The sequence below is a fragment of the Arthrobacter sp. WCS2018Hpa-7 genome (assembly GCF_031843805.1).
Lineage (GTDB): Bacteria > Actinomycetota > Actinomycetes > Actinomycetales > Micrococcaceae > Arthrobacter.
The window spans coordinates 104,255-120,054 of record NZ_JAVTJB010000003.1; the positions used below are offsets into that span (position 1 = coordinate 104,255).

Consider the following 15,800-nt stretch of genomic DNA (forward strand, 5'->3'; position numbering starts at 1 on the left):
TTCCTTTCATCTATGGGACCTTCGCTGTTAGACCTTGGGAAGGTCGGCCACTACCCACATCTTCCGCAGTGTTTCGTGGATGGTCCACGTTCCCGTCCAGCCGGCCGGCGTAACGAACAACGAGCCGGGGCCGACGTCGAAGCTGGTTCCATCTTCCTCGGTGATGGTCGCTGAGCCACTGAGGATCTGGCAAATCTCGTCATAGCCGGGCCTGGTACTCGTGGACACACCGGGGGTCGCCTCCCAGATACCGGTCTTTAGTCCTTCCCGGGCCCACAGGCGGAGTGACACTTCCGTCTGACCGGGAGTGCTTGATGTGGGCTTTGGAAGGTGTTCGCCGGGGTTCTGGGTGTTGGCATTTTTCATGACAGTGGCCTTGACCATTGCTGCTCCTTCTGGGTCTCAGACCCGTGTAAATGTGCCCGCCGTCTTTGGAAGAGCACATGCCCCATCCTAACAATTGTCAACAATCGACGATAGCTTTGAGTGGAAATGGTCACGGTGTGGACACAGGAGGGACAACCCGGTAGAACCGGGTGGGCGGAAATTGAGCCGTTAGGCGTCCCTCTATGGTCTGGCCCGCATCGCCTGGCAAGAGTAGCGTCACTCTAGGGATGCAGCAGGACAGCGAGGACGCAGCAGGACCGCCAAAGGAGCCCGGAAAATGGCCGGATGGAATGCCGATACCGCCGCCGGCCCTCTGGGCGCCGGGACAGTGACCTTGGTGGAGGGAACCTCGTTCTGTATCTCGCAGCCCAGCGGTGATATCACTCCGGATCATCCGCACGGCCTGTTCTTCCAGGACACCCGGATACTCTCCGCGTGGGGCCTGACGGTCAACGGGCAGTCTGTGGAACCCCTGACAGCCCAAACGAAGGAACCCTACAGGGCAGGCTTCGCCGGACGTATCACCATGTCCGATGGATACGCGGACACCCCGTTGATCGTGGAACGCACCCGGGAGTTGGGCGTTGGCATGGTGGAACACATCACCGTGCGCAACTATTCTACGAAGCCGGCAGATTGCCTCATCGCGATCAGCGTAGGTTCTGACTTCGCTGATGTCTTCGAAGTGAAGGAAGCGCGCGTGCAGACGCAGTGGGAGGTAAGCCGCGAGGCCGATGCCACCACACTGACAATCCGCGCCCGTTGGCAGGACGTCCGGAAGTCCGTCGTCGTAAGTTCCGACATCCCTGAAGCGGACCGTGACGGTTTCAGCTACCGGACAACCATCCCGGCGCGAGGCTCCTGGAGCGCCGAACTCACCGTCACGCCCGGATCTGAAGGGGCGGTTTTGGCAGGGTCCGTAGTGCGTCCCGCCGTCGGCGAACTGTCCCGAAGCGATCGACGCCGGCAGGAATGGGTGGCCAAAATTCCCGTTCTGCAGATGGGTAACCGCTCGATCGAAAGGACACTCCGGCGGAGTTATGACGATCTCGGGGCCCTTCGAATCGAGGACCCTGCCCACCCGGAAAGAGTGGTTGTGGCCGCAGGAGCCCCGTGGTTCATGACGCTGTTTGGTCGGGACTCGTTGTGGGCGTCGGAAATGGCCATGCCGGTTGATCCCTCATTGGCCTTGGGAACGTTGCAAACCTTGGCTGAGCGGCAGGGCAGGGTGGTTGACCCTGCGACTGAGGAAGAACCGGGAAAGATCCTGCATGAGGTCCGGTTGGATGTCTCCAGCAGCCTGGCCCTGGGCGGGAAGTCCATCTACTACGGCAGCATCGATGCCACTCCCCTGTTTGTGGTGGTGCTGGGTTCGGTGAGCCGCTGGGGTTTCGCCAAGGACACCATCGCCGCCCTGCTCCCCCACGCAGACCGTGCCCTCGAATGGATCCGGGACTACGGGGACAGGGACGGCGATGGTTTCATCGAATACGAGCGACTCAATGATCGCGGGCTGATCAACCAAGGGTGGAAGGATTCATGGGACGGGATCAACTTCGCGGACGGACGGCTCGCCAAGCCGCCGATCGCGCTGTGCGAGGTCCAGGCATACGTCTATGACGCGTACATGGCCCGGGCGTGGATGGCGTACGACGCCGGAGACGCACCGTTGGCGCGCGAACTCGCCGATCGCGCGGCCCGGTTGAAAGCACGTTTCAACGAACAATTTTGGATGCCGGACCGGGGCTACTACGCGATTGCGCTGGACGGCAATAAGCAGCAGGTGGACGCGTGCGCCTCCAACATGGGGCACTGCCTCTGGGTCGGCCTAGTGGACGAGGACAAGGCGCCGCTCGTGGCAGAACGGCTGATGTCACCTGAGATGTTCAGTGGCTGGGGCGTGCGCACGCTGGCAACCGACATGGGCGCCTACAACCCCGCCAGCTACCACAACGGATCCGTCTGGCCGCACGACAACGCTGTCATCGCGGCGGGGCTGATGCGCTACGGATTCGTAGAGGAAGCTCAACGGATCGCTACAGCCCTGCTCGATGCCGCCGACCACTCCGAAGGCCGCCTCCCCGAGCTGTTCTGTGGATTCAGCCGGGAGCAGTACAGCGAACCCGTGCCCTACCCCACAGCCTGTTCACCCCAAGCCTGGGCTGCCACCTCACCCATCCAGCTGATCACGAGCCTCATGAGGTACGACGCCCATGTGTCCCACGGCGGATTCTGGATGGATCCCCAGCTGCCGGCCTCTTACGGCGACTTGCACATCACCAACGCGCCCATGGCGGGCGGCAGGGTGACCATCGACATTGCCGATTCGGTCCCCACCGTGCAGGGACTGCCGGATGGGATGGTGTTCCATCAGGGACACCGGCCGTGGCTGACCGAACTCGTCGAACAGGCAGGGCTTCGCAAAAAGGGCTAGGACGCGTGAAGCACGGAGGTCGACCTGATGACCACCACCCGGTCTGGGCAGTGGTGCCAACCACCGGATCGACGCAGCTCTGTCGGCACGAGCCGTCAGGCGAACCAGCGCCACCAGCGTGAAGGCTCCGGTTCCGGAGCAGGTTCCGGCTGCGGCTCCTGGCCCAGGGCAAGAGCCGCCTCAACGATGTCATCCTCGGTGAGCGTGATGACCGCTTCACGGTCGAGTGCGTCGAGACTCTGTTCGTCGCCGCGCGTCAGCCGCAGTGCCTGGCGATTAAGTGACTGCTCAAACAGGGTGCGGGCGAAACGGGCGTTCCCGGAGTCTTCGCCCGCGTGAAGCCCGGCCAGGATGCGCCGCAACATCTGATCCGCGCCTGGCTCCAGCGTGTACTCGTGTTGGGCCAGCATCTGCTGGAATATCGTCTCGAGTTCGTCCACGGAGTAGTCGGGGAAGGTGATCTCGCGGGCGAAACGGGACCGCAGCCCGGGGTTTGAGAGCAGGAAGGATTCCATGAGGCGCGGGTAACCGGCCACGATCACCACCAAACGGTGGCGGTGGTCCTCCATCCGTTTGAGCAGGATCTCGATAGCCTCGGGGCCGAAGTCCATCCGGCCGTCCTCCGGGGCCAGCGCGTAGGCCTCGTCGATGAACAGGACGCCGTCCAGCGCCCGCCGGATCACCCGGTCCGTCTTGATGGCCGTTGCCCCAACGTACTGCCCTACCAGGCCGGAACGGTCCACCTCGACCAGGTGTCCTTTCTGCAGCAGGCCCACCGCACGGTACATCTCTGCCAGGAGCCGCGCCACGGTGGTCTTGCCCGTGCCCGGGTTTCCGAGAAACACAAGATGCTGGGATGTGGCCACCTCCGGCAGTCCGTGGGCTTTGCGACGTGCCTGGACCTGAAGCAATGCCACCAAGGCCCTGACCTGTTCCTTCACGGTCTCCAGTCCGACCAGCGCATCAAGCTCGGCCTGGACCTCGGACAACGGCCGTGCCGGACCGGGCCGGGCACCGATGAAATCACCCACAAGGTCGTCAACGCGTTCTGAACCTGGCAGCTTGAGTTGATTGGCCAGATGGCCAATGGTTTCCCTCAGCTCATCGAGCGGATTGCGGCCTGCAGCCATACATCCACTGTAGTACTCGCGATCTGAAGCGGCCACGGATCAAACTGCCCGCAATTGGGCGTTTCGGCATCTCCGACGAGCGATTCGTACATAGGTAACTGACACTCCAAGGACTGAGGCTTAGAGAACAGCATCACCGCCCTACCCAAGGAGATCCCGTGACTACTTACAACCTGGCCCTGATCGGTTTCGGAGGCGTTAACCGCGCCTTGGCAGAACTGATCCGCGATGAACCGCAGCGCTTCGCTTCCCTCGGCTTCGAGCTTCGCGTCGTAGCCATCACCGACCTCGCCTTTGGCTCGCTGGTCCAGGGCGATGGGATTGATCTTGCCGCTGTTTTGGCCATGCCTCGCGGGTCTTCTTTCGACGGGCTGCCGGGCGGCAGCCACGACCCCCGCAACGAAGAGGTCATCAAGAACAGCCCCGCCGACATCGTCGTCGAAGCCACCTTCACCAGCCCGGTCGACGGCGAACCAGCCGTCTCCCACGTGAAGTGGGCTATCGAATCGGGCAAGCACGTGGTCACCACCAACAAGGGACCCGTGGCTCTGCAGGGCACGTCATTGAGCAAGCTCGCTGCAAACAACGGCGTCCGCTTTGAGTATGAAGGCGCCGTCATGAGCGGTACGCCCGTGATCCGTCTGGCCCACAAGATGCTTGGGGGCCTGGGACTCAATGGCATACAGGGGATCCTGAACGGAACCAGCAACTACGTGCTGGGCCGGATGGAAGCCGGTCTGCGCCTGGACGAGGCCATTGCCGAAGCCCAGGACCTCGGCTACGCCGAAGCTGACCCCACCGCTGACATTGGCGGTTCGGACGTTCGGCTCAAGGTTGCCATTTTGGCCAACGAACTTCTCGGCGCAAACATCCACCCCACTGACGTGGAAACTACGGGCATTCAGGACATCACCAGTGACGACGTCGCCCAGGCCTTGGCAAACGACCTCCGCTGGAAGCTGATCGGCGAAGCCCGCCGCGAAAGCGATGGCCGCATCACCGCATCTGTCCAGCCCATCGCCCTTCCGGCTGACCACCCGCTGGCCGGGATTTCCGGTGCCACCAACGCCGTCTCCTTCACCACCGACTTGCTCGGGGCTGTCACAGTTTCCGGCCCGGGTGCTGGTCGCGTCGAGACTGCTTACGCCCTCATTTCCGACATCATTGCCGTCGACGAATTCGTCAAAGGAGCCGTCCGTGCCTGAAACAGCGATTGCAGAAGCCTACTCGCCGGTGGCAACCCAGGATCTGGTGGTGCGCAACAAGTTTGACGGCACCGTCCTGGCCACACTGGACCAGTGCTCCGACGCTGACGTCCGCGTAGAACTTATCCGCGCGGCTGCGGCCGCTCCGGCAGCGGCCGCCATGCCCCGGCATGAGCGCGGCCGGATCCTGGACACCGCCGCCGATCTTCTGCAGGAGCGTTCCCAGAAGGTAGCTGAGCTGATCGTCGCCGAAGCCGGCAAGACCATCAAGCAGGCCCGCAAGGAAGTTTCCCGTGCAGTGAACACCCTCAAGCTCTCTGCGGCGGAAACCCGCCGGAACGTTGGCGAAGTGGTCCCGTTTGACTCGTTCGCCGGTTCTGAGAACCGTCAGGGATGGTTTACCCGTGAACCGTTGGGACTCATCGCCGCGATCACCCCGTACAACGACGCATTGAACTTGGTGGCGCACAAGCTCGGACCGGCGATCGCCGGCGGGAACACAGTGATCCTGAAGCCCTCGCAGCTGACACCGTTGACGGCTATCCTCCTGGTGGATCTGCTGCGTGAGGCCGGACTGCCCGCGGAGTTCGTCACTGTTGTCCTGGGCGACCGCACGATCGCCCAAACGATCATTTCCTCCAGGCTGGTCCGCATGGTCTCCTTCACCGGGGGCTTCGCCACCGGCCGGGCGATCGCTGCGAACGCCGGCCTCAAGCGCCTGTCCATGGAACTTGGCGGCAATGCGCCCGTTATCGTCTTCGACGACGCGGACCTTCCAGCCGCCGTCGAAGCCTGCGTCTCGGGCTCTTTCTGGGCCGCCGGGCAGAACTGCATCGGTGCCCAGCGCATCCTTGTCCACCGATCAGTCTTTGACGCCTTCGTTCAGGCCTTCGTCGCGCAAACCGCTGCACTGAAAACCGGGGACCCGCGCAGCGAACAAACCGACGTCGGGCCCATGATCAGCAATGCCTCCGCCGCCGAAGCGAAACGGAAGATCGATGAGGCTGTGGCCGCCGGGGCTCAACTCCTCACGGGCGGAACCCTGAACGGGCCGGTCCTCACACCCGCTGTTCTCACCGGAGTCCCCCGGAACTGCGAAGCCTGGAGCGAGGAACTGTTCGCCCCCGTAGTTTTGGTGGAACCTTTCGACACCGCCGAGGAAGCCATCGAACTGGCCAACGACAGCGAATACGCCCTGCAGGCAGGGGTTTTCACCAAGGACCTGGGCCGGGCCCTGGCCACCGCCAAAGCGATCGACGCAGGCGGCGTGATGATCAACGATTCCTCCGACTACCGCCACGACGCCATGCCCTTCGGCGGTTCCAAGTACGGCAGCATGGGCCGCGAAGGCGTCCACTTCGCCTACGAGGAAATGACCCAGCCCAAAGTCATCGCGATTACTTCATGACCACAGGACTAAGAATCGAGCACGACAGCCTCGGCTCCATGGCTGTCCCGAAATCCGCCCTGTGGGGAATCCACACCGAACGGGCCATCCTCAATTTCCCCATCAGCGGCATCCAACTGGGAACCCACCGGCACCTTGTCCGCGCTCTCGCGTTCGTGAAGAAGGCCGCAGCGCTGACCAACACCGAGCTGGGCCTGATCCCCGCCGAGATTGGCGAAGCCATTGCTTTGGCCTGCGAAACTGTGGCCTCCGGCGACGTTGACCACGCATTTCCCGTGGACGTCATCCAAGGCGGCGCTGGAACATCCACCAACATGAACGCCAACGAGGTCATCGCCAACCTCGCGCTGGAAGCCCTGGGGCACCCCCGCGGCTCCTACGACGTAGTGGATCCGATCGGGCACGTCAACAAATGCCAGTCCACCAATGACGTCTACCCGACGGCGGTGCGCCTGGCCCTGGTGTTCGCACTGGAGGACTTGCTGGAACGCCTGGCCCTCCTTTCGGCAGCGTTCGCCGAACGGGGCCAGGCCTTCGCAGCCATCCCCAAGGTTGGACGCACGCAATTGCAGGACGCCGTGCCGATGACCCTCGGCCAGGAGTTCACCGCGTTCTCCGTGACATTCGAGGAAGACCAACGGCGTCTGCGCGAGGCGGCTGCCCTATTGCTCGAGTGCAGCCTGGGCGCCACGGCGATCGGAACGGGCATCACGGCCGACCCTTTGTATGTTGAGCGCATCATCGACAAGCTCTCAGCGGTGAGCGGAGTGCAACTGGTCCGCGCCCACGATTTCGTCGAAGCAACCTGGGACACCGGTGCGTTCATGACGTTCTCCGGAGCGCTCAAACGCACCGCCATCAAGCTCTCCAAGATCTGCAGCGACCTGCGGCTGCTTTCCAGCGGTCCCCAAACAGGGCTGGCCGAGATCCGCTTGCCTCCGCGGCAGGCGGGCTCCTCCATCATGCCCGGCAAGGTCAACCCAGTGATTCCGGAGGTCGTCAACCAGATAGCCTTCTTCGTGGCCGGGGCCGACCTCACCGTCACCATGGCCGCAGACAATGGGCAGCTTCAACTCAACGCCTTTGAACCGGTCATCGCTCACGCCCTGCTGCAATCACTGAGCTGGCTGACCAACGGGACAGATGTTCTGCGGGACCTTTGCGTTGAAGCCATCGAAGCGAACGAGGCCTTGCTGCGGTCCCGGGCACGGGCCTCCACAGCACAAGCCACAGCGTTGCTTCCGCTGCTGGGCTACGCCGTTGCTGCCGACATCGCCCACAAGGCTCTTGTGTCCGGACAGAGCGTCCTCGATATCGCTGTGGGTGAAGGTCTGCTGTTGGCCGAACAAGCCGAGGCCCTGATGATGGCCTGAGACGGGAACACGCGATTCACCGAACCACGCAGGTACGGGCGGGGAACTAGGCTGGGTGGATGGCGACAGTTATTCTCGTGCGGCACGGCCGCACCACAGCCAATGCCACTGGACTGCTGGCTGGCCGGGCCGATGGCGTGAGCCTGGATCAAGTGGGGAGCGAACAGGCGGCTGTGACAGCAGACCGGCTCGCAGCCGTGCCGGTAGTCGGGGTGGTGTCGAGTCCTCTTGAGCGCTGCCGGCAGACCGCCCAGTTGATTCTCGCCCGCCAGGCCGGCACTCCATATGCGCCGGTCGACATCGATCTCACCGAATGTGATTACGGCCAGTGGCAGGGCCGCATGCTCAGTGAGCTCGCAACCGAGGATTTGTGGCCAGTAGTGCAAACGCAACCATCCGCCGTCGTGTTTCCCGGGGGAGAATCCATGGCCGCGATGCAGGCCAGGTCCGTGGCGGCAATCAGGCGCCACGATGCAGCCTTCGAAGCCGAGCATGGGCCAGGAGCGGTGTGGGTGGCGGTGAGTCACGGTGACATCATCAAGTCAATCCTTGCCGACGCGCTCGGCATGCACCTTGACCTTTTCCAGCGTATTAACGTTGGCCCCGCCTCCATTTCGATCGTGCGCTACGGGGCTGATCGGCCGAGCGTCCACGCGACCAACACCGATGCCGGTGATCTGTCATGGCTGTCGAACGGCATCCATTCCGGCGATGCGCCGGTGGGCGGCGGTGCAGGTCAGAACGCGCCATGAATCTTATGTGCCTAAAATACTGACATGCCTACAAGTGTTCACGAGTTTGCCTGGCCTGATCGGGTTGTAGTTGGGACCATTGGCCTTCCGGGGTCGCGGACGTTCTACCTGCAGGTGCGCGCGGGGAAACAGATCGTGAGTATTGCCCTGGAGAAGCAGCAGTCGGCCCAGCTTGCGGAGAAGATCGACGAGATCCTTGACCAGCTCATCACCGTTCAGGGCAACCCGTTCAGCGTTCCGACGAGTACTCCCATTGAGCTTGTGGACAACGAGCCCCTTGAGGCAGTTGACGAGCAGTTTCGCGCCGGAGCCATGAGCTTGGGTTGGGATCCAACCACGGCGCAGGTGGTGATTGAGGCCTACCCCATCGCCGAGGTCGATGCTGATGACAACGACGAACCGCTTGTTGAGGACGGCGCAATCGAAGCCGAAATGCTGCTGGTCCGCATGCCTGTAGGCACCGCCCGTGCATTCGCCAAGCGCACCCGTGAAATCGTCGGCGCCGGGCGCCCGACGTGCCCGCTGTGTGGATACCCCGTAGACGCCGACGGGCACAGTTGCACCCTTCCCGAGGCGTGATGCCGGCGCCGGACTTGGCGACCGCCGAGCTGACGCTCACTGGCCGCATCACGACGGCTTCAAACGCGACATTCCTGGGCGCCATCGGGGACGTCACAGTCGTTTACAAGCCGATAGCAGGCGAAAGTCCGCTCTGGGATTTTCCCCATGGCAATCTGGCTCACCGGGAAGTGGCTGCCTACCTGGTGTCGCAGGTATTCGGTGGGGACATCGTGCCACGCACCTGGCTGCGCGATGGCCCGTTGGGCGAAGGAATGGTGCAACTCTGGCAAGAGCAAGACCCTTCCCAGCGCGCCGTGGACCTGGTCGCAACGGACCGCGTGCCGCAGACGGGATGGAAGCACGTGCTCGAAGGACAGGATGAGAAGGGACAGATGGTCGCCCTCATTCACGAAGACTCGCCGGCGCTAAGACGCATGGCGGTCTTCGACATGATCGTCAACAATGCCGACCGTAAAGGCGACCACATCCTTGCCATGACGGACGGACGCCGACACGGCGTAGACCATGGACTGACCTTCCACCATGACCACAAGTTGCGCACGGTGCTGTGGGGATGGCTGGGCGACCCGCTTGCCGCCGGGGAACTAGAAGGCATCGATCGTGTGGCCGAGGGTTTGAACGGTGGGCTGGGTCAAAACCTCGCGGACTTGCTGAGCGCCGAAGAAGTCGCATCACTGGCCACACGCTGCGCCAGATTGCGCCTGCTAGGACAGTTCCCGGCTCCAAGCGGTGACATGCCAGCGGTGCCCTGGCCTCTGTTTTAGGGGGAATCCCGGCAACGGGATTCCCCACGAAAACCACCCCACCCACTACTCCGCGAGAAATGAATATGGAACTTTTTGACGCCCACACCGTTGTGATTTCTGCCGTGCTCCTGGTGCACATCACAGGGGTGATGATCGTGGCCGCCTCAGTTGCCGGCCTGGTGATCTCACTCTTCATCGTTGTTCTCGCCGTGCACTCCATCCGAACCACCTGGGACCTGACGCACAACCTGCGAAGCAAGGATCGCTTCAGTGGCATCCTCCGTAAGGTGCTGTCTTCTGTGAAGTCAGGAGCCCTGGAAGCACGTCCCCTGATTTCTGCTGCACGACAGAGAATCCGCCGACTCTCGCCCTTCAAGCCACAGTAGAAGCCGGGCTGGGTCAGGCGGCCGGCACGTCCCTATTGATGTACTTGCCCGGACGCCAGACGTACGCGAAGCAACGGCGGCGGCGCTGAATCGGTCATGCAAGCTAACCAGTCGGTCACCGAGCGACATCGGGCTTCTCGGCGCGACGCCTGGGCGTAGCAAACAGACCACAACTGTCATCTTCGCCGTGCTGGCGGGCGAAGCAGCACCCCCAATAAACAATTCTTTCGCTGAATGACGTTCTCTTACTTAATAGTCCTGTTTACTACCCCCGGTTGAGAACTATTGATCGACGTTTCAGGAAACTCGCGCGTAAATTCCGAATCCCGCTAGCTTTTGAGGACCCAGTCATTTGTGACCGGGATTTCCATCACAAGCCTTTGGGTGCTTCGCGCAGGAATGCCTTGTCATGCACCCGGACGGAGAGACGCCCGCATGACAACACAACAGCTCACCGAAGAACACACCGCATTGCAGGACTACATCCGTGAACTCTCGCGACGAGTCGAAGGCATTGAGATCCTGGCTCCCGGCCCCCGGACCACCCGCTACGGCCACGACGCAGCCACGGCAAAAACTGCAGCCGACAGCGGAAATCCGGGCCCCGGCGTCGTTCTTCCCTCGACGGCCGCCGAGGTTCAGGCGGCAGTGCAGCTGGCCGCGGAGCTTGGCGTGACGGTGGTGCCGCGTGGTGCTGGAACGGGCCTGTCGGGCGGAGCCACCGCACGACAAGACCAGGTGGTCATTTCCACCGAGAAACTCACCAGCATCCTGGAGGTCTCCCCTTTGGATGAAGTAGCTGTAGTAGAGCCCGGTGTCATCAATGCGGATTTGAATAAACACCTAGAACCGTTTGGGCTTTTCTACGCTCCTGATCCAGCGAGTTTCGATATTTCCTCCATCGGCGGCAATATTGCCACCAATGCCGGCGGACTCAGGTGCGCCAAATACGGAGTAACCCGCGAGTCCATCCTGTCGCTCGACGTCGTCCTCGCTGACGGTAGCCTCATCACCATCGGCCACCGCTCCATCAAGGGCGTTACGGGACTGGACCTGACCTCACTGTTTGTCGGCTCGGAGGGAATCCTGGGCATCGTTACACAAGCGACGGTCCGCTTGCGTCCCATCCCGGTGGCCCGCAAGACCGTCAGCGCGTTCTTCAACAGCACAGCGGAGGGCGCCGAAGGCCTCGCGGCCATCACGCTCTCCCCCGTCCGTCCGGCCGCCATCGAATTCTTCGACACCCCCAGCTTGGCCAACATCGACGCCTACTCCGGAACCGCCCTGCGGGAACGCGGGGCCGCCTTGATCCTCATGGAAATCGACGGCTACGGTATCGGCGACCAAGCCGCCGACCTCGCCACAGCGCTCACCGCCGCCGGCGGGCGGGTCACCGTGGAGTCCGATGACGACGCAGTGCGGCTCTGGGAACTGCGCCGCAGCGGCCGTGGCCTCCCCCAGGACAAGTGGTACATCGGCGAGGACATCGCCGTGCCCAAGTCGCAACTGCCCAAGGTCTACGCTGCCTTCCCGGCGTTGGAAGCGCGTTTCGGCGTGGCCATTTCCGCGGTATCGCACGCCGGCGACGGCAACCTCCACCCGCTGATCACCAAGGACAAGACGCCCGACGACGGCGCGAACCCACCTGCCGCCCTCCTGGAAGCGGCCACTGAACTCGTCAAGGTGGCGCTTGCCCTCGGTGGGACGGTCACCGGCGAACACGGCGTGGGAACCATCAAACGCGAATGGGCAGCACTGGAACTCTCGGAGCGCAGCCGCGAGGTGCAGCACGCCATCAAGGCAGCCATCGACCCCCAGCAACTTCTCAATCCCGGCAAGGCCATCTGACCGCCCTGCCCCGCAGCATCCCCCAACGCACCATGACGCATCAGGAGCTAACCATGAACACTTTCAACAACCCTGAATTCCGCAGGCGGGCCTTCCTTGCAGGCCTCGGCGCGCTCAGTACCACGGCACTCGTCACGGCGTGCGGCGGCACAACCGCCAGCACGGGCGCCGGTTCCACCACACCGGTGGATGGCGGTGACGTCACTTTCCTGATTCAGGGGTATGACACCGGCTGGGTTTCCAGCAAGACATCCATCTCCAGCTACGAGGGCAACCTGTGGGGCCAGATCACGGACAAGCTGGTGTATGTCAATGAAAAGGGCGAGTTGAGCCCGTGGGTTGCCGAGAGCTGGGAAGAACTCAACGGCGCCAAGGATTTCATCCTCCACCTGAAGCAGGGCGTGACGTTCTCCGACGGCAGTCCGCTGGACGCAGCAGCCGTGGTCGCCAACCTCAATGCCTGGGCGAAGGGCGATTCCACCCGCGGCGTCAGCAAGGTGGGTTTGTTCCCCTCCAGCAATTTCGTTTCCGCTGAAGCCACAGACGCAGCCACAGTCAAGGTTTCGTTTTCCTCGCCCGCGCTGGGCTTCATTGCCACACTGGCCTATCACGGCTGCATCCTGCTCTCCCCGAAAACCCTCGCGCTCCCGGTAGAAGCGCAGGCGGACCTCAGCCAGGAGATCGGCAGCGGTCCGTTCGTGGTCAAGTCCTGGAAGCAGGGCGACAGCTATGTTCTGGAGAAGCGCAAGGACTACAACTGGGGCCCGGCCGCACTCGGCCACACCGGCCCGGCGCGTCTGGACACCATCACGTACAAGGTCATCAAGGACACCTCGGTCCGGACATCTACGGTCGTTTCCGGTCAGGCTGACGTCGCTTTCAACGTGGAGCCCCAAGAGATCGAATCGCTCAAGGCCCAAGGCTTCACAGTCGGAACACCTCGATACTTGGGCTTCGTGGATGGATTCCAGGTCAATACCCAGGCCTTCCCCACCAATGATCCCGCTGTCCGGAAGGCCATCCAGCACGGCATTGACCGCGAAGAGATCCTCAAAACCGTCTACACCAGCGACTGGAACGCCGCCACCACGTTCATCCAGGGCAACGTTCCTGAAGCCGGCGAGTTCAGCGAAAGCTTCACGTTCGACGCCGATAAAGCCAACAAAATCCTCGACGACGCCGGATGGGCGTCCGGTTCGGATGACTACCGTTCCAAGGACGGCAAGACCCTCGAATTCACACTGACACCCAACCCCTATGTGCCGTCCACCAAGGCAGAGGATGAGCTGATCGCCCAGCAGCTCAAGAAGGTGGGCATCAAGGTCAATCTCAAGGTGGTGGACGTCGCCGGCTACGCCGCGGTGCAGGCCAGCAAGCCGCCGCTCTTCCAAACTTCACGCAGCTTCGTCGACGTCGGAACGGTCGCCGGTGTCCTGACCAGCCAGAACAAGGGTGAAGACTGGTTCGGACTCGGTACCAGCGATCAGAAGCTGAACGACCTTTCCACCGCAATTGCCACTGCCTCGGACCGGGCCTCCCGCGAAAAGGTTGCCGACGAACTGCAGCAGTACGTCCTTGAACAGGGCTACTTCATCCCGCTTAACCAACTCGTCCAGCGCCTGTACCTGATCAGCCCCAAGATCAAGGACGTCCAGTACAACGGCCTGGCATACGCCAACTTCTACACTGCCTGGATTTCACAGTGACAGGCGACTACAGGCGCTTTGCGCTGACGCGCGCAGGCCAGGCGATCGTCGTCGTCCTTCTCGCCTATGTGTTCACGTTCCTGATCATCAGCGTCCTCCCGGGCGACGCCATCACCAATACGCTCAGGGACCCGCAGCACGGCCTGAGTGAGGAAGACATCCAGCGGATTGTTGCCTTCTACGGCCTCGATCAACCGGTGATTGTCCAGTTGCTGTTGTCCTTGGGACGCTTCCTGACGGGGGAACTGGGATTCTCGCTGCAATCCAACCTCCCAGTGTCCCAACTGGTGGGTGACGCCCTGCCCTCGACGCTGACGCTGGCCACGACCGCCCTTGTCATCGCCGTCATTTTTGCTGTCGCCATTGCCTACGGCGCGCAGTATCTGCCCGGCAAATGGGCTGCAGTGGTCCGGTCCATACCGTCGTTCTTCCTGTCGGTCCCCAACTTCGTGATCGGCCTGGTACTGATCGAGTTCTTCGCCTTCCGGCTGCACTCGTTCACCACCACCGATCCCAACAGCCCGGTGGCCACCTTGTTCGCTGCCATTACCCTGGCCATCCCGGTCTCAGCGCCCCTGGCCGAAGTCCTGATCGCGAGCCTGGACCATGAATCCCGGCAGGAATACGCTGCGGTGGCCCGTTCACGCGGGTTAAGCGAGGCCAGGCTCTTCGCGAAACATCTTGTGAAGCCCTCAGCCCTGCCGTCGGTAGCCATGGTGGCCCTCATCGTGGGCGAACTGCTGGGCGGTTCTGTGATCACTGAGACCATCTTCGGACGGGACGGGATCGGCACCGTGGTCCAGAAGGCCGTTACCGGTGAGGACCAGCCGGTCCTGCAAGCAATCGTTTCTTTGTCAGCCGTGGTCTTCGTCGCCGTGAACCTGGTGGCGGATCTTGCCTCGCCGCTGTTGGATCCCCGCGTCAAGCTCCGCGAGACCAAACTCAAGGAGAAGGTGGGCGCATGACTGCCATCCTCAGCAACACACAGCTCCGGAACAGTGGAGCGGCGCCCAGGAAACTCAACGCCGGCCTGCCCCCGGCAACGGTCATGTTGTCCTTCGCCGTAGTCGTGGTGGTCATCCTGTGGTCACTGGTCCCAGGCCTCTTCACCACCCTGAGCCCTGTCACGGGCGATACTGCGAGCAAGTTGGCGGCACCAAGCGCCGCTCACTGGTTCGGCACGGATTACCTCGGCCGCGACCAATACGCCCGGGTAGTCCACGGAACCGCATCCTCGGTAACAAGTGCACTGGTGGCCGTGCTCATCGGCCTGGTGATCGGCAGCATCATCGGCCTGGCCAGCGGCTTCCGCGGAGGCTGGGTGGATGCAATCCTGGGCCGCTTCGTTGACGTCCTGCTGGCCATTCCCGGCTTCCTCCTCGCAGTTGTCATCGTCAGCTCACTGGGTTTCCAGACCATCAACGCCGCGATCGCCACCGGAGTGTCCGCCGTCGCAGTCTTTGCCCGGCTGATGCGGGCAGAAGTGATGCGGGTCCGCAGCGCCACCTACGTTGAAGCGTCCTATCTTGAGGGCGGAAACCGGCTGCACGCGCTGCTGGGACACGTCCTTCCCAACGCGTACCGCTCGGTCCTGGTCTTGGCAGTCCTGCAGTTCGGTACGTCCATCCTGGTCATCGCCTCCCTGGCCTTCCTCGGCTACGGCGATCCGCCCCCTGCCTCGGACTGGGGACTCCTGGTCGCCTCGGGCAAAACCTACGTCACAGCTCCTTGGCTTGTGTACGCGCCCGCTGCGGTCATCGTGGTCACCGTCCTGTCCGTGAACCGCATCAGCCGCTGGCTGCGAAACGCCAAGTGATATGACGACTCCTCGAAAGGACACCGA

General features: G+C 62.6%; 14 protein-coding genes. 12 read left to right on the top strand and 2 right to left on the bottom strand.

Going from position 1 to position 15,800, the window contains the following annotated elements; all coding sequences use genetic code 11:
- Positions 1–27: 27 nt before the first annotated feature.
- On the bottom strand, positions 28–384 hold the full coding sequence (locus tag RQH14_RS04730; RefSeq protein ID WP_311212187.1) for a cupin domain-containing protein: 357 nt from the start codon (positions 382–384) through the stop codon (positions 28–30).
- 280 nt (positions 385–664) lie between these two features.
- Between RQH14_RS04730 and RQH14_RS04735 the strand changes: the two genes are divergently transcribed.
- The gene (locus tag RQH14_RS04735) at positions 665–2,821 is read left to right on the top strand and encodes a glycogen debranching N-terminal domain-containing protein (RefSeq protein WP_311212188.1); all 2,157 of its coding nucleotides are present in this window, start codon (positions 665–667) and stop codon (positions 2,819–2,821) included.
- Between the two features lie 95 nt (positions 2,822–2,916).
- Here RQH14_RS04735 and RQH14_RS04740 read toward each other — a convergent pair whose 3' ends face one another.
- Positions 2,917–3,951, bottom strand: a complete 1,035-nt coding sequence (locus RQH14_RS04740; protein ID WP_311212189.1) for an AAA family ATPase — start codon at positions 3,949–3,951, stop codon at positions 2,917–2,919.
- A gap of 158 nt (positions 3,952–4,109) precedes the next feature.
- Between RQH14_RS04740 and RQH14_RS04745 the strand changes: the two genes are divergently transcribed.
- The 11 genes from RQH14_RS04745 to RQH14_RS04795 all read left to right on the top strand — a co-directional run bounded on the left by RQH14_RS04745 (position 4,110) and on the right by RQH14_RS04795 (position 15,773).
- The gene (locus RQH14_RS04745) at positions 4,110–5,156 is read left to right on the top strand and encodes a homoserine dehydrogenase (protein ID WP_311212190.1); all 1,047 of its coding nucleotides are present in this window, start codon (positions 4,110–4,112) and stop codon (positions 5,154–5,156) included.
- Complete coding sequence (locus RQH14_RS04750) at positions 5,149–6,564, top strand: aldehyde dehydrogenase family protein (protein ID WP_311212191.1); 1,416 nt, start codon at positions 5,149–5,151, stop codon at positions 6,562–6,564. Before RQH14_RS04745 ends, RQH14_RS04750 begins: the two co-directional genes overlap by 8 nt.
- A complete protein-coding gene (locus tag RQH14_RS04755; RefSeq protein WP_311212192.1) occupies positions 6,561–7,937 on the top strand; it encodes an aspartate ammonia-lyase in 1,377 nt (458 codons plus the stop codon). Before RQH14_RS04750 ends, RQH14_RS04755 begins: the two co-directional genes overlap by 4 nt.
- 59 nt (positions 7,938–7,996) lie before the next feature.
- A complete protein-coding gene (locus RQH14_RS04760) occupies positions 7,997–8,689 on the top strand; it encodes an MSMEG_4193 family putative phosphomutase (protein WP_311212193.1) in 693 nt (230 codons plus the stop codon).
- A 24-nt stretch (positions 8,690–8,713) separates the two neighbouring features.
- Positions 8,714–9,268: a DUF3090 domain-containing protein gene (locus RQH14_RS04765; protein ID WP_311212194.1), complete on the top strand. Its 555-nt coding sequence runs from the start codon at positions 8,714–8,716 to the stop codon at positions 9,266–9,268.
- Positions 9,268–10,035, top strand: coding sequence for an SCO1664 family protein (locus RQH14_RS04770; RefSeq protein ID WP_311212195.1), 768 nt, complete (start codon positions 9,268–9,270; stop codon positions 10,033–10,035). Before RQH14_RS04765 ends, RQH14_RS04770 begins: the two co-directional genes overlap by 1 nt.
- Positions 10,036–10,100: 65 nt before the next feature.
- Positions 10,101–10,403 (top strand): hypothetical protein, encoded by a 303-nt coding sequence (locus tag RQH14_RS04775; protein ID WP_311212196.1) that lies wholly within the window; start codon positions 10,101–10,103, stop codon positions 10,401–10,403.
- Positions 10,404–10,838: 435 nt separating this feature from the next.
- Positions 10,839–12,251, top strand: a complete 1,413-nt coding sequence (locus RQH14_RS04780) for an FAD-linked oxidase C-terminal domain-containing protein (RefSeq protein WP_311212197.1) — start codon at positions 10,839–10,841, stop codon at positions 12,249–12,251.
- Between the two features lie 53 nt (positions 12,252–12,304).
- Positions 12,305–13,957 carry an ABC transporter substrate-binding protein gene (locus RQH14_RS04785; RefSeq protein ID WP_311212198.1) on the top strand — a complete coding sequence of 551 codons (1,653 nt, stop codon included), beginning with the start codon at positions 12,305–12,307 and terminating at the stop codon, positions 13,955–13,957.
- Entirely contained in the window at positions 13,954–14,922 is a 969-nt protein-coding gene (locus RQH14_RS04790; RefSeq protein WP_311212199.1) for an ABC transporter permease, read from the top strand. Before RQH14_RS04785 ends, RQH14_RS04790 begins: the two co-directional genes overlap by 4 nt.
- Entirely contained in the window at positions 14,919–15,773 is an 855-nt protein-coding gene (locus tag RQH14_RS04795) for an ABC transporter permease (protein ID WP_311212200.1), read from the top strand. The genes RQH14_RS04790 and RQH14_RS04795 overlap by 4 nt, the downstream gene beginning before the upstream one ends.
- Positions 15,774–15,800 lie beyond the last annotated feature (27 nt).